Source organism: Bacillus cereus group sp. MG16 (genome assembly GCF_040459875.1).
Classification (GTDB): Bacteria; Bacillota; Bacilli; order Bacillales; family Bacillaceae_G; genus Bacillus_A; species Bacillus_A paranthracis.
Genome location: NZ_JARVHE010000001.1, coordinates 4583827 through 4603449, shown reverse-complemented (window position 1 = coordinate 4603449; position 19623 = coordinate 4583827). Strand labels below are relative to the sequence as shown.

Below are 19623 nucleotides of genomic sequence, written 5' to 3'. Positions count from 1 at the left end.
AAAAAAACCTTGTATTTTTATCGGAATAGTGACACAATAGGAAGAACAATTCAATATAATCTTATCGAGAGAAGTGGAGGGAACGGCCCAATGAAGCTTCAGCAACCTGACAAAATAACAAGGTGCTAATTCCGAGTAGATAAGAGGGAGAAAACGACAACCTTCTTATATGTAAGGTTGTTTTTTTATTTAGGAGGGAAAAGAGATGAAACGTTTATTTTTAGCACTTGTAAGTATTGTATGCAGTTTGTTTGTTATTACTGGTTGCACACAAACATCAACGGGGGATCAAAAAGAAATTAGTTTAGGATTTACACCTGGTCCGTATAGTGATCAAGTGAAAAAAGCAGTACAGCCGTACTTAGAGAAAAAGGGGTATAAAGTTAAAATTGTTGAGTTCAATTCACCAAACGAAACCAATCCAGCGTTAACAAATAAAGATATTGATGCAAACATATTTCAAAGTACGGCCTTTATGGAATCTTACGCAAAAGAAAATAATGCGAAAATTAAAGGGGTAATACAAGTCCCATCAGCACCCCAAGGTGTATATTCTGAAAAACATAAATCACTAGATGATTTGGAAGATGGTATGAAAATAGGAGTACCAAATGATCCTGTTAACTTAGAGCGTGCATTACGAATTTTAGAAGGCATTGGTTGGGTGAAATTAAAGGACAATGTAAATATTTTAACGATTTCTGAAAAAGACGTGACGTATAAAAAGAAAAATTTCAAACTAGTTCCACTTGAATCGCCGCAAATTCCACGAGCTATGAAGGATCTAGATTACGGTATTATTAACGGAAATCTTGTTATTTCATCAGGACATAAATTAAAAGAGGCACTTGAATTAGAAAAAACACCATCACAACACCGAATCATCGTTACTGTTCGTGATGAAGATAAAGAGAAAGCATTTGTTAAAGATTTAATTGAGGCATATCATTCACCAGAATTTAAAAAAATGATTGAATCTGAAGAACAGTTTAACGGTTTTGTTTTACCTGATTATTTAAAGTAAAAGGAGGCTTCAATATGGCAATCTCGTATGTAGAAACAGAAAAACAACTGCTTGTATTAGAAAAGCTAAAGGAGTTAATTCCACAGTTTGCAGGAAGAGAGCATCAACTAAGTGAGCTTGGTTCTTTTCCTTTTGAAAATATGAAAGATTTACAGGGTATTGGCTATACAAAACTAACACTCCCAAAAGATGTTGGAGGAGAATCTATTTCTTTATATGATTTTGTTTTATTTCAAGAAAAGATTGCCGAAGGAGATGGTGCGACAGCTTTATCAATTGGGTGGCATCTTGGAATTATTAAGGAACTTGCTGAAAATCGGTCGTGGAAACCTGACATGTTTTCCTGGCTTTGTGAAGAAGTAAAAAAGGGTGCTCTTTTTAACCGAGCTGCAACAGAGCGAAATACAGGGAGTCCTACGCGTGGTGGAAAACCAGAAACGTTAGCTGTTCAAAAAGGTGATAAGTGGATAATAAACGGGAGAAAAACTTTTACAACGATGGCTCCTGTACTTGATTATTTCATCATATCAGCCAGCATAGAAGGGCGCGAAGAAATTGGAGAATTTGTAATCCCAAGACATGAAAAAGGCGTTTTTATTGAAGAAACATGGGATAGCGTTGCGATGCGTGGAACCGCTAGTCATGATCTTGTATTAAAAAATGTAGAGATTGCTAATAAGTATTTAACTGATATAAAAGATTCAAAGACGCAACCAAAAGGAATTGGATGGTTACTTCATATACCAGCATGCTATTTAGGAATCGCACAGGCCGCAAGAAACTATGCAATTGATTTTGCAAAATCATATCAACCGAATAGTTTAACTCATCCGATTAGTTTGCTTCCTAATGTTAGAAGGTTAGTAGGAGAATTAGAGCTAGAACTTTTGCAAGCTCGTACGTTTGTATATCAAATCGCAAAAAAATATGATGCTGTAGAAGATAAACAATCGTTACAAGCGGAGCTAGCCGCAGCAAAATATATTGCGACAAATACGGCAATATCAGTTGTTGATAAATCGATGCGAATTGTAGGGGCTAAAAGCTTATCTGAAACAAATCCATTACACCGCTATTATTTGAATGTTCGAGCTGGTTTGCACAACCCTCCAATGGATGATGTAACGCTTTCGTTACTAGCAGAAGATGCTTTTAAATCAAGTGAAAAGGAGTGAGTGAAATGATAACATTACGTGATGTAAATAAGACCTTTCAAACGAAAGAAGGCTTATTTCACGGGGTGAAATCAGTCTCTTTGCAAATTGAAGAATATGATATATACGGGATTGCCGGATTAAGTGGTGCCGGAAAGTCTACATTGTTACGTACAATGAATTTATTGGAAAATCCAGATTCAGGTGCAATCATTGTGAACGGAAATGATTTAACAAAGTTATCTAAGAAAGATTTGCGAACGGCAAGACAATCGATTGGTATGATATTTCAGCATTTTCATCTTCTTCATAATAAAAATGTATTAGATAATGTCGCTTTACCATTAGAGCTAAAATCAGTTTCGAAAGAAGAAAGAGAAAATCGTGTAAGAGAATGTTTAGAGATTGTTGGTTTAAGTGATAAAGCACATCATTTTCCTTCACAACTAAGTGGCGGACAAAAACAACGGGTAGCAATTGCTCGTGCATTAGCAAATAACCCTAAAGTATTACTTTGTGACGAACCAACATCGGCGCTTGATCCGAAAACAACACTTTCTATTTTGCAATTCTTACAAAAAATCAATAGAGAATTAGGCGTTACAATCGTAATCGTAACACATGAAATGAATGTCATTAAACAAATTTGTAATAAAGTCGCAATTATGGAAGATGGAGAAGTTGTTGAATCATTTGATTTGTATGATCAACAATTAAAACCAACATCAGAAATTGCGAAACTCTTATTAGGTGTAGAGCAAGAAGGGAGTATTGCACATGTTCAATAATATTATCCCATTGCTTCCGGAGATTGGGACATCACTTTTGCAAACATTGTTAATGGTTGGACTTTCTGTTGGAGCCGCAATTATTTTAGGCGTTCCTTTAGGTGTTATTTTATATTTTACAAGTAAAGGACAAATTCTGGAACAGAACATTGTTCATCGTATTTTAAACGGGATTGTAAATATTATCCGCTCATTCCCATTTATTATATTATTAGTAGCTCTTGTGCCCCTTACACGAGCGATATTAGGAACAACAATTGGTCCAATTGCTGCAACGATTCCTTTATCAGTAGCGGCAATTCCGTATTTTGCAAGACTTGTAGAACAGGCATTACGTGAAGTTCCAAAAGGAGTAATTGAAGCCGCGGAAGCAATGGGAGCAACGCCGCTTCAAATTGTACGGAAAGTATTACTCGTTGAAGCACGTTCGGGTCTTGTATTAAGCTTAACGGTTTTAACAGTAAGTTTTATTTCTTATTCTGCGATGGCAGGTGTTGTCGGAGGAGGTGGTATTGGTGATTTAGCAATTCGGTTTGGATATTATCGTTTTCAAACCGACGTTATGGTAGTTACAGTACTTATGCTTGTTATTCTTGTCCAGTCCGTCCAATTCATTGGAAATCGAATTGCTGCAAAAATTGATAAAAGATAAGCAGGTAAAAAGGCTTTTGTATACATGAAAAGCAATAATTTATTTTAGCAAATCATTGCTATATCTAAAAGTAGATGGCCAAGTGCCATTGCTTCAGCACTTGTAGGTTCCTGCTCTAGTGTAATTGTTAGTATAGCTATAAATAAAAAGGTGTTTTCCGATTTCGGAAAACACCTTTCTTTTTTTGGAAAAATGGTATTGAAAATGAATAGACTAAGAGTATGATAAAAGTAATTGGTAATATATAGGTTTCGAACGGATGATGAGGAGGGAGCTCATGAAGGAGGATTTGAATAAGAAAATAGAAGCACTCGAAACGGCAATTGAAACGATTCAAGAAGCACTTTTTGAATTGAAAGCAAAACAAAGAGAAATAGAAGCAGAAAATGCTAAGCAACATGTTAGTAAGGAAAAGAAAGAATATATTGAAACGGTGACGGAAGAAAAACAAAAAGAAGAAGTAGTTACAATAAAAGAACCTGTGCAAGAACGTGAGGTAAAACAAGTAGATATATCTGCTTTTAAACGAGAACCATTTAATATTATTAAGTTTTGCCAAACGTGGTTACCGCGCATATTTGTCGGTATTATGTTGCTTGGAGTAATTTGGTTATTTAAAGCAGGGGTAGATGCGGGATTATTAACACCAGCAATACGAATTGTGTTTGGTATTGTCCTATCAATCGGTTTTTATTATATAGGGGATATTCAAATTAAACGAGAGCGACAAGCATTAGGGTTAGTACTAGCAGGAGGAAGTATTACGGGTATAGTTTTAACGACATTTGCGGCACATTATTTATATGGATTTATTCCAGCGAGTGTTGCGTTTGTATGTAATATTGCATGGGTCATTTTAGGTATTTATATAGCGAAGAAGTATCAATCGGAATATCTTACTATATTCGTAGCGGTAGGAGCTTTCTTCGTGCCATTCTTATTAAATAGTACGACTCCTAATCCGTATATTTTCTTTGGATATGAGATGATACTAACGCTCAGCTTATTATGGTATGCGTTGAAAAATCGTTATCAGTATTTATATATGATTTCTTATGTTGTTGCTGCTATTGTTCTTTTTGTCTTCTTTGCTGTTATGTCAATGTTAGTAGAGGATTTGCAAGTCCAGTTAACAGTAGTTTATGGTTTAATTCACTTACTATTATTTTGGCATATGTTTACGGAGAGAAGTTTTATAGTAGAGCCACGCTTGGCGATATTTAGTGCGAATGCAGTCTTCTTTATATTAGCCATTTCAAAAATACATGAATTTACAACATGGGGATTAATGATAAGTGCACTCGTGCACGCTATTATGTTCGTGTTTGAATATAGGAAGAATAGACATTCTACATTTACAAATCTTTTATTTGGTTTCGCAATGGGGGCCTTTAGTTTAGCGATTTTATATGAGTATAGTTTAGTGAATGCAGCGATTGTACTATTATTACAAGGCTTCCTCGGTATATTTACTTCTATTAAAGGAAAACAACAGATAAAATTGTATGTTAGTGCGACGGTTTACGCAATTGGAATGATACAGACGATTTTTAACCCGTTTGATCAATTTATTTCGGCAGGCTTTGTTGCTCATCTTATTTTAATAGGAACGTTCTATTATTGCATGAGACAAGCGAAAGAAGTATTAGCGAGCTTTGGCAAGTATATGTATTCTATAGCACTCTATTGGTTTATGGTGATTGTATTTATTACAATTACTAGAATCGGTGAAGTTTTGTCCACAGATGGAAGCATAATAAGTGTATCTGTATCGTTATTATGGATGGTGTATGCATTATTTGCAGTTTGGCTTGGCCGGAATAAAAATATGAATGAAATATTATATGCCGGCTTAGTCGTGTTAGTCGTAACGATAGGAAAGCTATTTCTTCTAGACTTACCAGAAGTTTCAATGATGATTAGGGCAGTGTTATTCTTAATCGTAGGAAGTATAGGCATCGTTATTTCAAGAATGTTCTTCTCAAAAGAAGAGAAATGAGAAGAAGGCAATCCATATCCGGATTGCCTTTTTCATTATTTCTTATTAATCGTTACAGTCTCACTATATTTCGCTGTTGTATTTTGACGTAGACGAAGTGTTGCTTGTCCAGTCGTATTTGGATCGATTTGTACGTTCACAATTTTTTCAGCAGAACCTAAGCTGTTTGTTGTGAAAGAAAATGCACTACTATATCCGAAAGTAGATGGCCAAGTGCCGTTTGTATTTTGAACTTTTGCTACTTGTGTACCGCCAGTAGTGAATATACCTAAAGAATAATTATTGTATGTTGTGTTTGGTAATAAGTTATTTACTTGAATTTTGATTTGGAACACTTCATTGTTTGGTAGAGTGCTAGGGTGTGTAACTACGTAGTCATTTGCTGTTACTGCACCGTTATAGCCATATGAACCAGGTTTAAAAGTATTTGTATTAAACCATTGATAACCTGCATTTGGCGCACTCCAAGGTTCAGGTTGTGGCTCAGTTGATAAGCTTGGTTGTTCAAATGTTTGTAAAGTGGTAGGTAAATCAAGTTGTAAACCATTTACTTGGTCTAAACTTGTAAATGTTTCTTTATTCGATAGCCAATTTACGATATTTTCTAGTAAAATCGCATCGTTTTCTTCTTTATATCCATCGTAAGTTTTCTTTGTTTGGCCAGAGTCTTCACGAACGTATTTTGGCGTAGCATCTTCAACAGGAGAAGAGTCTCCAATAAAGGCAGCTTTTCCAAGTCCTACTTTTGCGATAGCAGCATAAGGACCTTCTGCAACACCACCGCCGTTATACACACCGCTATCAACAGCGTTATTCCATTTTGCTGGGTTTTCTGGAAGATAAACGAGTCCTTTTGCTAGTTTTGGATTTGTAATTGCTAAAGTAGAACCAGCATGCATTGCTACAGATGAAACCCCTTCTGTAATTCCGAATGATTGTTCAGGTGATACAATATTTTTAGCGGAAACATCACCGATTGCATTATAGCGGAAGCGAATACCGAAGTTGTCAGATAGCCAATCAGAGCTTTCTACTCCTTGCATAGCTTGTGAATTGGCTTCTTCGTTAGACATTCCTTTTGCTGGATTATCCCAAGCACCGCGTCTATATCCGTTAAATACTTCAGAAGAGTCCCAACGATTTTTATTACGATCTGCATTATAATGATCGGCAATGAAGAAGATACTACCGCCATTTTTCACGTATTGTAACATAGCGTCTTGTTCAGATTTTTTGTAAGGAATATTTGCTTCTGGAACGATAAACACATTGTAGTCTTTTAAATCTTCGTATGTAATCGGTGTTGATTTACGTAGTTCTTTTACATGATAGCCGTTTTGGGCAATGCCGTTTCCGAAATCAGAAAAGCCACCATCGATAACCCAGTCAGCAGTCCCGGCAGTTTGACCGTGTGTATTATCGAATAATACTTTTTTCCCATTGTTTTGATTTACAACTTTTGCAGCAATTTCAGGAGCTGGGTCTACAGAGCTTTCGGCATAAGTAGACGGTATGAACGAAGCTCCTATACTTAGTGTAATTGCTGTTGCTAAAGAAAATGTAATCCACTTTTTATTCTTCATAGAAGAATCCCCCTAATAATAAATATATGTGCTTTAATAATGTAATTTATTTTTCTGTAAAAATAAAGACGGAAAACATAAAAAATATTAAAAATTTGTAAAAATACCGTGAAATTTGTTGAGAAATATTTATATAGGCATAAAAATATCCCTTCCAAGTAATAAGGAAGGGATGTTTTGCTTAACTAATTTTTGAATTAGGTGTTTCATCAATTTTATGAAAACCTTTCATGTAATACACGACAGCTAAACCGATAAGCCAAATTGGTCCAACAATTAATGCAATCCTTGTATCTTCTGAATACGCCATTATACATAATACGAATGCAAGGAAAGCAAGTGAGAAATATGAACTTAATGGGTATAAAGGCATTTTATACGATAACTTTTGTTTGTTTTGCGTCGGCAAACTTTTACGGAACTTAATTTGAGCGACTAATATAATCCCCCAAGTCCAAATTGCCCCGAAAGTTGAAATACTAGTGAGCCATGTAAATACTTTTGCGGGCACAAGATAGTTTAATATAACACCAACGAGTAAAACGATTGCTGTTGCTACAATTCCTTGGCTTGGAATGCCATTTTTATTTAAACGACCGAATCTTTCGGGAGCTTTTTTCTGTTGAGCTAATGTATACAGCATACGGCCTGTACTAAATAAACCACCATTACAAGAAGAAAGAGCTGCTGTTAATACGACAAAGTTAATAATTCCTGCTGCTTTTGCGATACCGATTTGCTGGAATGTTAATACAAATGGACTTCCTTTCTCACCAAGTTCGTTCCATGGATAAATTGCCATCATAACGAATAGAGCCCCAACGTAGAACAGTAATATTCTCCAAAATACGTTATCGATTGCTTTTGCGAGTGTTTTTTTCGGGTTTTGCGCTTCACCAGCTGTAACACCGATTAATTCAACGCCTAAATAAGCGAATAATACCATTTGCATGGAGAGTAATAACCCAGAAAATCCATTTGGGAACCAGCCACCATGTGACCAAAGGTTTGAAATACCAGTAGCTATTCCGCCATTTCCGAATCCGAATAAAATAATACCAGTTCCAACTACTATCATACAGATAATTGTGACAATTTTAATGAGAGCAAACCAAAATTCAAGTTCTCCAAATACTTTTACAGATAAAAAGTTGAAAGCACTCATTAATAATAGAGCGAGTAAAGCCCAAGTCCAGCGCGGAATATCTGGGAACCAGTACTGCATGTAAATGCCAGCAGCCGTAATTTCAGCCATGCAAGTAACAACCCATAAGAACCAGTAGTTCCAACCGGTAATATAGCCAGCTAGTGGTCCAAGATAATCATATGCATATTTACTAAAAGAGCCAGCAACAGGTTGTTCAATTGCCATTTCTCCGAGTGCTCGCATAATGAAAAAAATAACGAGTCCAGCAATCATATAGCCTAGTAAAATAGAAGGACCAGCTAGTTTAATAGCAGAAGCAGATCCTAAAAATAGTCCAACGCCAATAGCTGAACCGAGTGACATTAAAGTAATATGTCGTTCTTTTAAACCTCGGTTTAAAGTTCCAGATTTGTTTGTGTGCTGCATAAGAAGAATCCCCCTTGTAGAGTGAACGATATTTGAATGCGTTTACTAAATATTTAACTATTTCAAATTATAAAACATTTCCATCTGTTATGCTACAAAAATAATCATTATTAACTGTACTACATCTGTGCTTGTCAGAATTAAACTTAAAATTCGAACTATTAGCGAATATATTGACTCTTCTTTTTATTGATTGTTAAGATTAAGTATTATATTTTCTCACATACTAGTAAGAAAAGAATGTGTGATAATAATTCAGATGTAGGAAGGGTACATAACCATGTTTCAATTACAAAAATATAACACTTCTGTGAAGCAAGAGCTTTTAGCTGGCATCACAACTTTTTTTACATTTGCGTATATTCTTGTCATCAATCCGAAAATATTATCTGATGCAGGTGTACCATTTGATCAAGCTTTTACGGCAACTATTATTGCGACTGTTGTAGGGACGCTATGTATGGCGTTTTTAGCTAACTATCCAATTGTTATTGCTCCAGCTATGGGAATGAATGCGTATTTTGCTTATTCTGTCGTTCAACAGGCAGAGGGGATTACATATGTCATTGCGTTTTCAGCAGTATTTGTAACAGGTATCATTTTTCTTTTATTATCTTTCACTTCATTTAGGCAAAAGCTTATTGTCGCAATTCCTGATAGTTTAAAACATGCAATTGCAGGTGGAATTGGGTTATTTATTGCTTTTATTGGATTACGTCTATCTGGAATTATCGTTGATCATCCATCTAACTTAGTTACGATTGGTGATTTCCATTCTCCAGCCGTTATTTTAACTTTAATTGGTTTGATTTTAGCGGCGGTATTAATGACATTGCGTGTGAGCGGTGCATTATTTATTAGTATGATTGTGACAGGAATTATCGCCTTCTTTACAGGGCAGCTGAAGTTTACGGATAAAATTGTTGCGATGCCTCATTTACCAGAGGGTATTATCGTTTCAAATCCAATTAACGCCTTTTCAGATGTAATTGAATACGGATTATATGGCGTTGTATTTTCATTTTTACTTGTGCTGTTATTTGATACAACAGGAGCATTACTCGGTTTAATTAAACAAGCAGGCTTAATTACAGATAATACAGAGAAACGCTTTGGTAAAGCATTTATTGCGGATGCAATTGGCGGTACTACAGGTTCTATCTTTGGGACAAGCCCAACAGCAGCGACGATTGAATCTTCAGCTGGTATTGCTGCAGGTGGTAAAACAGGATTAACAGGTATTGTAGTAGTCGGCCTAACGATTATAACGGCATTCTTCAGCCCTGTTATTGCTTCTTTATCAAGCGTAGCCGCTATTACAGCTCCTTCATTAATTATTGTCGGTAGTTTAATGGCACAAAGTATTCGTGATATTAATTGGAATGAATTTGAAGATGCATTACCAACATTTTTAATTTTCGTTGGTATTCCGTTAACGTCTAGTATTGCGAATGGAATTGCAATTGGATTTTTAGTGTATCCAGTCTTAAAAATTGTGAAAGGGAAAGGGATGGAAGTACATCCATTACTATACTTATTTACAATTTTATTTGGATGTCATTTATTCTTATAATATAGGAGAGGGGGCTTCTTATGAGGGGCTCCTTTTTTGTGTATAATAAAGTGAAACTATAATCAGTCACGCAAAATATAAATTACTTAATGTAATATATATGTTACAATATAGATGGAGGGGGAACATGAATGGCTGTAAGTAAAATAAAAGTCGCGCGTGTTCAGTTAGATTTAACACAGCAACAATTAGCAGAAAAAGTAGGCGTTACAAGGCAAACGATTAGTTTAATTGAGAAGGGGAAATACAACCCATCTTTAGATTTATGTTTGAAAATTTGTTATGCAGTAGATAAAACTTTGAATGATTTGTTTTGGGAGGAAAAGGAGTGATTCGATGAAAATTGTGAAAGATGAACGTTTAATGATTGAGGGGTTAAAACATATTAGATTAGTTTTCATCTTACAAAATATTTTCATACTAGGTATTGTTTTTTATCGCTACGTTTTGCAAGATGCAGGATATGAAAGTGTTTCGGATTTATTAATGGTATTTATGTGCGGGATAATAGGGATTAACTTTTTAAACTTAAAAAACTCGGTGCAAGTGTATGAGCATACGGGCGGAGTATCACGCAGTTATCTTATGAAGCTATTATTCGTTCCGGTAAGCATTGTTATTGGGATTTTAGCTATTTGTATCGTTGTAACACCAGATATTTCAATAAAAGAAATTAGTATGACAGGACTTATTATGTTAGCTTGTTTTTTAGTTCCTAGTCTGTTTATATACATATATATGAAAAAAATAAAAAGTGAAGGTTGAAATATAAGAAAAGCTTTCCCGTATTGCGGAAAGCTTTTTTTATATTCTTTTATACAGTACTTTATGAAGGCCAATTGGTTCAATTTCAAAGATTTCACCATGTTCTTGGAAGCCTAAGCGCTTGTAATAGTCAGCCACAGTAATTCGGCCATTACACCATAACATATTTGCTTGACGCTCTTGTAAGATTTGTTCTGCTTTCTGAATTAAGGAGCTTCCAGCGTGGTTGTTTCGAAATTCAGGTAATGTTGCCATTCCTCGTAGACGATAATGAATACCTGTAGGTAGGTCAGGATATATTTCTTTTGAGAAGGAAGCGATACTAATTAGTTTATCATTTATAAATGCCCCTAGGTGAAAGCTGTCTGTTTCATAGTCGGAAGGGTATTTACAATCTGCTAATGTTTGACTCGGGCGCAAAATTTTTTGACGTAATACGTAAGTTTCAGATCCGTCAATATTTTTCACGGTAAGCATAGTAACATCCTTTCTTATAACGCTTTTTCTGTTAATTGTATAAAGAAATAGGCAGGTGCGGCGAAAAGTCCGAGTATACTAGCGGTTCCGAGAAGGAGTGAAAGTAAGAGGCAAGAGTATTTTATTCCATTTGATTTTTTCCATCCGTAACTACAAATTTCAATACTAACACCGATGAGAATAATGGCACCTAGTATTTCCGCTAATAATAAAAGAGCTAAAGTTACAATAGACATAATGTGATCCATCCTCATAATATGTGATAGTAACATTTTTTTATTCTAATATGTTTTTTAGTGTATCGATATGTTCTTTTGAGCCTGTTACAAGTAATGTATCACCGTGTTGTAGTCTTGTATCACCATGCGGGATTAATGCTTTATTTCCACGATAAATTTGAATGACTAGTACATCACCTAGAAACGGAAGGCGACGAAGTGCAACGCCGTTATATTTATTGCTTCGTAGTTCAACTTCACGGACTGTTTCGTTTGCTGTTGTAATTAAGCGAACGAGACTCGGTTTATCAATTAGCGCACGTAATAGAATACGTGTAGAGTTAATGGTTGAGAATACGGCGATATGTTCTTGTGTTGCTTTTTCTTGTAGAAGCGGATCTTCTACACTTGCAATAACATGTTCAACACCTAGTTCTTTTGCATGTTCTGCTAATAGTAAGTTTTGTTCATCATCACTTGTTGCAACAACAACGCGGTCTGCATGAAATGCTGTTTGTTCAGTTAATGATGCAATTGTGATGTCATCTAATTTCACAATTGGGAAGTCGTGCGATTTCGCTTCCTCATCATTTATTTTATTTTGACGCATCATATATAGTGTTACGTCATAATCTTCTCGTTTTAAATCAAGTGATAACGGAAGGGTAATTCTGCTCGCACCAATAATAGAAACTTTTGGTTTTGGCGTTTCTACTTTTGGGAACATCTTTTTAAATAATATAGGCGCAAAAATACAAGTAATAACTGCGCTTAAAATAAGGGAAGCAGATAAACTTGGACTGATGATCCCTAGCTTTTCACCAATTTGTGCAGCTGCAATAACTAAAGAAAGTGTCGATGTTAATAAGATGGCACTCCCCAGTACGATATTACGTGGATACCATTTTCGTAAAACGAGTGATGGTAACAGTTTTGAGATAAAGAGTCCTACAATTAGAATTGGAATCATTAGCATACTAGAAGGCTCTTTAAAAATAGACCAAACCTCTAAATTTACACCAACCATTACGAAGAAAATAGGAATGAAGAAACCATATCCGATAGAATCCAGTTTTTCAACCATATCTTCATTTGGTGATAATAATGATACGAGTACACCTGCTAAGAAGGCGCCTAAAATATTTTCAGCTCCAACGGATTCAGATAACCCAACTAATATTAAGATGAGTGCAAAAACAGCTCGTGTATCAATTTGTACACTCCCAGCTTTTAAGCTATCCAAGTATGGAATGTTTTTAAAACGTTTTGCAACGAAGTAAATAACAATACCAGCGCCGAATAGAAGAAGAAGAAGCCACATGCTTTGGCCGCTTTCGGAATTTAATCCGACGAATACAGCGAGTAAAATCATTGTAACTAAATCCGCAATAACAGCGACTAATAAAATGATTTGCCCAATTGCTGTTTTTCCTAAGTTATTCTCTTTTAATGTTGGTACGACAACACCTAAAGAGATTGTTGAAATGATTAAAGTCATAAACATTGCATTATCTACAAATCCTAGCCATACGAATAGTAGTGATAGGGCATAAGATAAGATGAAAATAAATAAGAAGATAATACTTGCTGCTTGGAATGTGTTTGGTTCGTTTGTCGTGTTCTTTTTCCCTTTTTGTTTAAAGATAGAAAAATCAATTTCTAAACCGCTTAAAAACATAAGAAAGATAAATCCTAGTGTCGATAAGACTTGAAGCCACATATCTGGCTCAATAATATTAAACCCACTTTTACCTACAAAGATTCCTGCGATGATTTCTGCAACAACGACAGGAAGTGCTTTTAATTTAAAGCGTTGTAACAAAAGGGGAACGAAAAACGCGATTGCAACGACAACCATAAGTGATAGAACAGAAGTGTGATGTTCCATTGCGTTCTCTCCCTTCAAATAAATATAGTACTTATTTAGCCATATAATAGGTAGAAAAGCAACGCATATGGATTCGATTTCATAAAGAAAGAGTTTTCTTAACATTTGTCATAATAAGTATATTTTTCATGATTCTGTTGTTAATTCCGTAATGTGGATGTAATAGGGGAGGGAATAAAAAAAGACTGCTGAGGAATCTCAGCAGTCTTTTTCATGTACATTACATTGAGAAGAAAATCCATACAGTTAAACCAACTGTTGCAGTTGCAACGAAGAAACTGTAAATCATAGTAAGAACTTGAACTCTTCCTTCTCCTTCTTTTAAATGCATGAACATAATTAATTGTAACAACGCTTGCGCAACAGCCATTATGATAATGGTAGTTAAGATCGTTGATAGTGGCAGGTTTGTATAAAGTGCCACGTATAACGCTAGAAACGTTAGTGCAAGCGATAAAATAAATCCGAAAACGTGTGACCAAGGGAATCCGCTATGCGCATGCCCGTTTGCTTGATTGTTATTTTGACCCATTTACGCCACCATCCCGTTCAAGTAAACTAGTGTGTAAATAAAGACCCAAACTAAATCAAGGAAATGCCAGTATAAGCTGATAATGAATACTTTACGAGCTGTAACTGGTGTTAAACCTCGTTTTAAAATTTGGATAATAACACAAATTGCCCAAATGATACCGCCTGTTACGTGGGCTCCGTGCGTTCCAAGAAGAACGAAGAATCCAGATAGGAAAGCACTTGTTTGAATTGTTGCGCCTTCACCAATATACATAATGAACTCTTCAATCTCGAAGAATAGGAAGCCTGCACCTAAAAGTAATGTAAGGACGAACCATCCAAGCATTGCTTTTTGGTTGTGCTTACGCATTTCGTGAATCACGATACCACATGTGAAACTACTTGTTAAAAGTAATAATGTTTGAATTAAAAGCGTTTTAAGTTCAAACAGTTGTGCTGGTGTTGGGCCATCTGCCGTACGACCAGCAAGTACTAGATAAGAGGCGAAAAGTGTTGCGAACAGCATAATTTCAGCCCCAAGAAAAATCCAGAATCCTAGGATATTCAATCTGCTTTGTTCGGATTGATATTCCAAAGGTAAGCTTTTATCTAAAGCCGCCATATCATTTCACCTCTCATGCTACATGTTCTGATTTTTTAATTTCATCAACACTAATATAGTAACCTTCATCGTAATCGAATGAACGATAGATTAAGCAAGCTAAAATACCAATGCCGCCGATTGCTGCAAGCCAGAACCAGCTAAATACTAATGCGAAACCTGCAAGACCGAAGAATCCAGACGCAATAATAGGCACACCAGAGTTACTTGGCATGTGAATTGGTTTGATGTCTTCTGCTGCTGGTGTAACTGTTTCTCCGCGTTTTTTCATGTACCAGAAAGCATCAGCTTCTTTGATTTCAGGAAGTTTCGCGAAGTTGTAATGTTGTACAGGAGATTGAGTTGCCCATTCAAGTGTACGGCCGTCCCATGGATCTCCAGTTGTGTCACGTTCACCGTGACGAGCACTCCAAATTACGTTGTAGCAAAGAAGTAGGAAGCCGATACCCATCATTACCGCACCAACAGATGCGATTTGGTTTAGCCATCCCCATCCAAGACTTTCAGAGTAAGTGTACATACGACGAGTCATACCGTCTAAACCTAAGAAGTACATTGGGAAGAAACAGATGTTGAATCCGCTCATAAAGATCCAGAATGTCCATTTACCTAGGCGTTCATTTAACATATGACCAGTCATTTTTGGATACCAGAATGTGAATCCAGCAAGCATAGCGAATACTGTACCTGCGATTAATACGTAGTGGAAGTGAGCGATTAGGAAGTAGCTGTTATGGTACTGATAATCAGCTGCTGCCATACCAAGCATAACCCCTGTAACCCCACCGACTACGAAGTTTGGAATAAATGCCAATGACCAAAGCATTGGAACTGTAAAACGAATACGTCCTTTATACAGTGTAAACAACCAGTTAAAGATCTTAACCCCGGTTGGAATCGAAATCGCCATTGTCGAAATCGAGAAGAATGAGTTAACCGCTGGACCTGCACCCATCGTGAAGAAGTGGTGAAGCCATACGACGAAACTTAGTAAAGAAATTGCAACCATTGAGTATACCATCGCACTGTAACCGAATAGACGTTTACGTGAGAATGTACTAATGATTTCAGAGAAAATACCGAATGCCGGTAAAATAACGATATATACTTCAGGGTGACCCCATACCCAGAATAGGTTGGCCCATAACATTGGCATACCGCCGCTCGCCATCGTAAAGAAGTGAGCATCGAATAGACGGTCAAATGTCATTAATGCAAGAGCAACTGTTAATACTGGGAAAGCGAAAATAATGATAATCGTTGTAATTAAGATTGACCAAGTAAACATTGGCATTCTCATTAAAGTCATACCAGGTGTACGCATTTTTAAGATAGTAACAAGGAAGTTAATACCTGTCATTAACGTACCGAGACCTGAAATCTGTAATGCAATTGCGTAGTAGTTATTTCCTACACCAGAAGTAAACTCTGTACCTGCCATTGGGAAGTAAGAAGTCCACCCAGCGTCTGGAGAACCACCAATTACGAAAGCGATGTTGAATAACATTGCTCCGACAAAGAATAACCAGAAACTTAAAGCATTTAAGAACGGATATGCAACGTCACGAGCACCAATTTGTAATGGTACTACAAGGTTCATTAATCCCATAACGAATGGCATCGCCATGAAAAGAATCATAACTGTACCGTGTGTTGTGAAGATTCCGTTATAGTGTTCAGCGTTTAAATAAGTTGTTTCTGGGAATGTTAACTGTGCACGGATCATTAAACCGTCCATACCACCGCGGAATAACATAATAACCGCAGAGATAATATACATGGCCCCAATCTTTTTATGGTCAACAGTTGTTAACCATTCGTCCCAAAGCCATTTCCATTTTTTATACTTTGTTAGTACGAAAATGATTGCTAATGTCACAAGAACGATAGAAGCGTCTGCACCGTAAATAATCGGGTCACCTGTGACAAAAAATTCATCAAGCTTCACTTTGTTCACTCCAATCTGTTGGAATTATAGCTATTATTTTTTGTTTTTGTAGTAGTTGTAATCACAATATTCAAGTGATTTTGGATCTACATAACTTAAGTGATGGCTAGAGAATGTCATACGACCAACTACACCAGGTTTAACAATTTCGTTGTACTTATCTTCTGTTAGTTTAGGAGCAGTTTGTTGTACTTCTTTAACCCACTTGTCATATTTCTCTTTAGTTTTTGCTTCAACTTCGAACTCCATGTGAGTAAATCCTTCACCAGAGAAGTTCGCGCTACGACCTAGGTAAGAACCTGGCTTATCAGCTTGTAAATAAAGGTCCATAATCATGCCATCCATTGTGTACTTCATACCACCAAGTTCTGGTACCCAGAAAGCATTCATTGGGCCGACAGAAGTCAGTTTGAATTGAATTGGTACACCAGCTGGGATGTTTAAATAGTTAACGGTTTCAATTTTTTCCTCTGGGTAACTGAATAACCATTTCCAGTTTGCAGATGTAACATAAATCTCCACTGGTTTAATATGTTTGGACTCTTTCGGAACCTCTTCCGAAGCATAAGTTGCTTTTACTGTTGGAATCGATAATGCGATAACGATAATAACAGGAACAAGCGTCCAAATGATTTCTAATAATGTGTTACCGTGTTGTTCAGGTGGCTCATAGTCCATATTCTCTGGTTTTTCACGATAACGAATCAAGATGACTGTAAACAAGATGAATACAATTGCGATAATTAATGACATAAGCAAGAATGACCAAACAATTAAATCATACTGTGCTTTTGCAACAGGTCCTTGCGGATTTAATACTGCGAGTTTTTTATCACAGCCACCGAGGAACAGAAGTAATGATAACGGAAGAAGCGAAGCCAACTTCCAAAACGCTTTCTTTAGTTGCACGATTGAAAATCTCCTTTCTCCTTGGATTGAAACTATGCCAATAAAACAATATAAACCTATTAATTTATAGAAGGCAATAGTTTTTGAGATATTGTTAAAAAATAGACACAAATGCACACTTTTTAAGGTGAATATCATTTGTAACTTGATTACATTGTAAACTATTTTCCAGAGAAAAATGCGATTGTGAAAATTTTAAGATAAATAAAGTTATACCAGGATACCCAAGAAATAGAAAAAAGCTATCTTATCATAAGGAAGATAGCTGAATATTTCGTATATTTAGTTTATTTCTTGTGGAATAGTCTGTTGTTGTTCAAATGTGACAATTTTTTTATATTTCACTTGATACAAAATGTAACAAATGACCATAAATGGAATGCCGCAATAAAGAGCAATTCTCTGATCTGGAATGAAAGCTAAACTAACAAATGTAATGAAATTGAGTGAGAACGCTACGATTGGAACGAGCGGATAAAGTGGTGTGCGATATTTTAAATCATTTATGTCACCACCGTTTTTCACGAAGTTTCTACGGAAGAAAAACTGTGAAGCCGCAATTGACATCCAAACGACAACGGCAGCCATTGCTGCGATAGATGTTAAAACTAAAAAGACAGTGTCTGCTGCAAATACACTTGTTAATAGGGATAGACTTGCAAAGATTAGACTGAAAATCAATGCGTTTAGTGGTACACCTTTTTTAGTTAATTTCGTAAATGCTGGACTTGCCATTCCTTGTTTTGCCATCGCCCAAAGCATACGCGAATTTGCGTATAGACCAGAATTGGCTACGGATAATACAGCTGTAATAATAACAAAGTTCATAATGTCTGCTGCATATGGAACACCAGCTACATCAAATACAAGTACAAATGGACTTTCGACTAGATTAGCCTCTTGCCACGGGAGTAAACCTACAACAACTGATATCGCTAAGACGAAGAAGAATAGTGTGCGCCAAATGGTATTTTTGATTGCTTTAGGAATTGTTTTTTCAGGATTTTCACTTTCTCCTGAAGCAATTCCGATTAATTCTGTTCCTTGGAAGGAGTAATTTACTGTGATCATCGTAAGAAGAACAGCTAATGCACCATTTGGAAATAAGCCGCCATTCTCAGTGAAATTGTGAAGCATTGGAGCTGGTTTTCCGTTAAAGTCTAGTAAACCGAACATAACTGCACCACCGAGTACGATGAAAACAACAATAGTTGCGACTTTTACACTTGCGAACCAAAATTCTGCTTCTGCATATGCTTTTGCTGATAAAGCGTTTACAAGAAAGAGTGCTGCCGCAAATGTAACACACCAAATCCACGAAGAAACGTCTGGAAACCATCGTTTCATTAAAATACTTACAGTTGTTAACTCTACTCCAACTGTAACAGCCCAATTTAACCAATACATCCAACCGACAACAAAACCAAAACCAGGTGAAATAAATTTGCTTGCATAGCTTTGGAATGAACCTGCTTCTGGCATAGCTACGGATAATTCACCAAGACATAACATCGTTAAATACATAACAAATCCACCGACTAAAAATGCAAGAATAGCACCACCAGGGCCGGCGTTATGGACAATTTGACCAGATCCCATAAATAGGCCAGTACCGATAACACCACCAAGTGCGATCATAAAAAGGTGTCTACTTTTCATTGTACGTTTTAAATCTGTTTGTTCTACTTGTTGATTCATATGCCCCTCACCCCGTTATTTTCTTGTATGTGTTAACTGGTTTACATTCTGAGTTTTTAATCATTAGTGGGGGATGTGACACATACTCAGTTTATTCGCTAGGAAATGAATGGAGTATGTAAAAAAACGAACTATGACTAAATACTCTAAGAATGTTTTTATTAACAAGGTGATATCTTCACCATGTTAATAATTTTGATTTTAGCAAAATGTTGCTAAAAAGTATATTGTTTTTTCTT

Annotated in this window: 18 protein-coding genes and 1 riboswitch; of the genes, 8 read left to right on the top strand and 10 right to left on the bottom strand. The window is 36.2% G+C overall.

Annotation, left to right across the window (positions count from 1 at the left end):
* The first annotated feature begins 58 nt into the window (after window positions 1–58).
* A riboswitch (SAM riboswitch) is annotated at window positions 59–146 on the top strand.
* A 59-nt stretch (window positions 147–205) separates the two neighbouring features.
* From QCI73_RS24060 to QCI73_RS24040, 5 genes are all read left to right on the top strand, one after another.
* The gene (locus QCI73_RS24060) at window positions 206–1024 is read left to right on the top strand and encodes a MetQ/NlpA family ABC transporter substrate-binding protein (protein ID WP_353823900.1); all 819 of its coding nucleotides are present in this window, start codon (window positions 206–208) and stop codon (window positions 1022–1024) included.
* Window positions 1025–1038: 14 nt separating this feature from the next.
* The gene (locus QCI73_RS24055; protein WP_270795570.1) at window positions 1039–2199 is read left to right on the top strand and encodes an acyl-CoA dehydrogenase family protein; all 1161 of its coding nucleotides are present in this window, start codon (window positions 1039–1041) and stop codon (window positions 2197–2199) included.
* 5 nt (window positions 2200–2204) lie between these two features.
* Entirely contained in the window at window positions 2205–2966 is a 762-nt protein-coding gene (locus tag QCI73_RS24050) for a methionine ABC transporter ATP-binding protein (protein ID WP_017560982.1), read from the top strand.
* Window positions 2956–3618, top strand: coding sequence for a methionine ABC transporter permease (locus QCI73_RS24045; RefSeq protein WP_017560983.1), 663 nt, complete (start codon window positions 2956–2958; stop codon window positions 3616–3618). The genes QCI73_RS24050 and QCI73_RS24045 overlap by 11 nt, the downstream gene beginning before the upstream one ends.
* Before the next feature lie 277 nt (window positions 3619–3895).
* Complete coding sequence (locus QCI73_RS24040) at window positions 3896–5617, top strand: DUF2339 domain-containing protein (protein ID WP_353823898.1); 1722 nt, start codon at window positions 3896–3898, stop codon at window positions 5615–5617.
* Between the two features lie 35 nt (window positions 5618–5652).
* On the opposite strand, the gene QCI73_RS24035 is transcribed toward QCI73_RS24040, so the two are convergent.
* Complete coding sequence (locus QCI73_RS24035; RefSeq protein ID WP_000791495.1) at window positions 5653–7200, bottom strand: DNA-binding protein; 1548 nt, start codon at window positions 7198–7200, stop codon at window positions 5653–5655.
* Between the two features lie 181 nt (window positions 7201–7381).
* Window positions 7382–8773 (bottom strand): amino acid permease, encoded by a 1392-nt coding sequence (locus QCI73_RS24030; protein WP_353823896.1) that lies wholly within the window; start codon window positions 8771–8773, stop codon window positions 7382–7384.
* A gap of 280 nt (window positions 8774–9053) precedes the next feature.
* Between QCI73_RS24030 and QCI73_RS24025 the strand changes: the two genes are divergently transcribed.
* The 3 genes from QCI73_RS24025 to QCI73_RS24015 all read left to right on the top strand — a co-directional run bounded on the left by QCI73_RS24025 (window position 9054) and on the right by QCI73_RS24015 (window position 11111).
* Window positions 9054–10346 (top strand): NCS2 family permease, encoded by a 1293-nt coding sequence (locus QCI73_RS24025; protein ID WP_353823894.1) that lies wholly within the window; start codon window positions 9054–9056, stop codon window positions 10344–10346.
* A 131-nt stretch (window positions 10347–10477) separates the two neighbouring features.
* On the top strand, window positions 10478–10678 hold the full coding sequence (locus QCI73_RS24020; RefSeq protein WP_000301182.1) for a helix-turn-helix transcriptional regulator: 201 nt from the start codon (window positions 10478–10480) through the stop codon (window positions 10676–10678).
* 4 nt (window positions 10679–10682) lie between these two features.
* A complete protein-coding gene (locus tag QCI73_RS24015) occupies window positions 10683–11111 on the top strand; it encodes a hypothetical protein (protein WP_353823893.1) in 429 nt (142 codons plus the stop codon).
* Between the two features lie 39 nt (window positions 11112–11150).
* Here QCI73_RS24015 and QCI73_RS24010 read toward each other — a convergent pair whose 3' ends face one another.
* The 8 genes from QCI73_RS24010 to QCI73_RS23975 form a co-directional block, all read right to left on the bottom strand.
* Window positions 11151–11588, bottom strand: coding sequence for a GNAT family N-acetyltransferase (locus QCI73_RS24010; RefSeq protein ID WP_353823892.1), 438 nt, complete (start codon window positions 11586–11588; stop codon window positions 11151–11153).
* 14 nt (window positions 11589–11602) lie between these two features.
* Window positions 11603–11860 carry a DUF4022 family protein gene (locus tag QCI73_RS24005; RefSeq protein ID WP_011040011.1) on the bottom strand — a complete coding sequence of 86 codons (258 nt, stop codon included), beginning with the start codon at window positions 11858–11860 and terminating at the stop codon, window positions 11603–11605.
* A 4-nt stretch (window positions 11861–11864) separates the two neighbouring features.
* Window positions 11865–13694 (bottom strand): monovalent cation:proton antiporter family protein, encoded by a 1830-nt coding sequence (locus tag QCI73_RS24000; RefSeq protein ID WP_029437498.1) that lies wholly within the window; start codon window positions 13692–13694, stop codon window positions 11865–11867.
* Between the two features lie 220 nt (window positions 13695–13914).
* A complete protein-coding gene (qoxD, locus tag QCI73_RS23995; RefSeq protein ID WP_000531380.1) occupies window positions 13915–14226 on the bottom strand; it encodes a cytochrome aa3 quinol oxidase subunit IV in 312 nt (103 codons plus the stop codon).
* Window positions 14227–14829: a cytochrome aa3 quinol oxidase subunit III gene (gene qoxC, locus QCI73_RS23990; protein ID WP_000729317.1), complete on the bottom strand. Its 603-nt coding sequence runs from the start codon at window positions 14827–14829 to the stop codon at window positions 14227–14229.
* 13 nt (window positions 14830–14842) lie between these two features.
* On the bottom strand, window positions 14843–16777 hold the full coding sequence (gene qoxB, locus QCI73_RS23985) for a cytochrome aa3 quinol oxidase subunit I (protein WP_000762372.1): 1935 nt from the start codon (window positions 16775–16777) through the stop codon (window positions 14843–14845).
* 33 nt (window positions 16778–16810) lie between these two features.
* Window positions 16811–17686: a cytochrome aa3 quinol oxidase subunit II gene (locus QCI73_RS23980; protein WP_001176167.1), complete on the bottom strand. Its 876-nt coding sequence runs from the start codon at window positions 17684–17686 to the stop codon at window positions 16811–16813.
* A 282-nt stretch (window positions 17687–17968) separates the two neighbouring features.
* Window positions 17969–19384, bottom strand: coding sequence for an amino acid permease (locus QCI73_RS23975; RefSeq protein ID WP_001977922.1), 1416 nt, complete (start codon window positions 19382–19384; stop codon window positions 17969–17971).
* Window positions 19385–19623: the final 239 nt, after the last annotated feature.

Bases quoted from the DNA above. Each gene is read 5' to 3' on its own strand.
- QCI73_RS24005 (WP_011040011.1), bottom strand. From the start codon at position 11,860: ATGTTACTATCACATATTATGAGGATGGATCACATTATGTCTATTGTA.
- QCI73_RS24030 (WP_353823896.1), bottom strand. From the start codon at position 8,773: ATGCAGCACACAAACAAATCTGGAACTTTAAACCGAGGTTTAAAAGAA.
- QCI73_RS24055 (WP_270795570.1), top strand. From the start codon at position 1,039: ATGGCAATCTCGTATGTAGAAACAGAAAAACAACTGCTTGTATTAGAA.
- QCI73_RS24020 (WP_000301182.1), top strand. From the start codon at position 10,478: ATGGCTGTAAGTAAAATAAAAGTCGCGCGTGTTCAGTTAGATTTAACA.
- QCI73_RS24000 (WP_029437498.1), bottom strand. From the start codon at position 13,694: ATGGAACATCACACTTCTGTTCTATCACTTATGGTTGTCGTTGCAATC.
- QCI73_RS24035 (WP_000791495.1), bottom strand. From the start codon at position 7,200: ATGAAGAATAAAAAGTGGATTACATTTTCTTTAGCAACAGCAATTACA.
- QCI73_RS23975 (WP_001977922.1), bottom strand. From the start codon at position 19,384: ATGAATCAACAAGTAGAACAAACAGATTTAAAACGTACAATGAAAAGT.
- QCI73_RS24040 (WP_353823898.1), top strand. From the start codon at position 3,896: ATGAAGGAGGATTTGAATAAGAAAATAGAAGCACTCGAAACGGCAATT.
- QCI73_RS24025 (WP_353823894.1), top strand. From the start codon at position 9,054: ATGTTTCAATTACAAAAATATAACACTTCTGTGAAGCAAGAGCTTTTA.
- QCI73_RS24015 (WP_353823893.1), top strand. From the start codon at position 10,683: ATGAAAATTGTGAAAGATGAACGTTTAATGATTGAGGGGTTAAAACAT.
- QCI73_RS24045 (WP_017560983.1), top strand. From the start codon at position 2,956: ATGTTCAATAATATTATCCCATTGCTTCCGGAGATTGGGACATCACTT.
- qoxC (WP_000729317.1), bottom strand. From the start codon at position 14,829: ATGGCGGCTTTAGATAAAAGCTTACCTTTGGAATATCAATCCGAACAA.
- QCI73_RS24050 (WP_017560982.1), top strand. From the start codon at position 2,205: ATGATAACATTACGTGATGTAAATAAGACCTTTCAAACGAAAGAAGGC.
- QCI73_RS24010 (WP_353823892.1), bottom strand. From the start codon at position 11,588: ATGCTTACCGTGAAAAATATTGACGGATCTGAAACTTACGTATTACGT.
- QCI73_RS24060 (WP_353823900.1), top strand. From the start codon at position 206: ATGAAACGTTTATTTTTAGCACTTGTAAGTATTGTATGCAGTTTGTTT.
- qoxD (WP_000531380.1), bottom strand. From the start codon at position 14,226: ATGGGTCAAAATAACAATCAAGCAAACGGGCATGCGCATAGCGGATTC.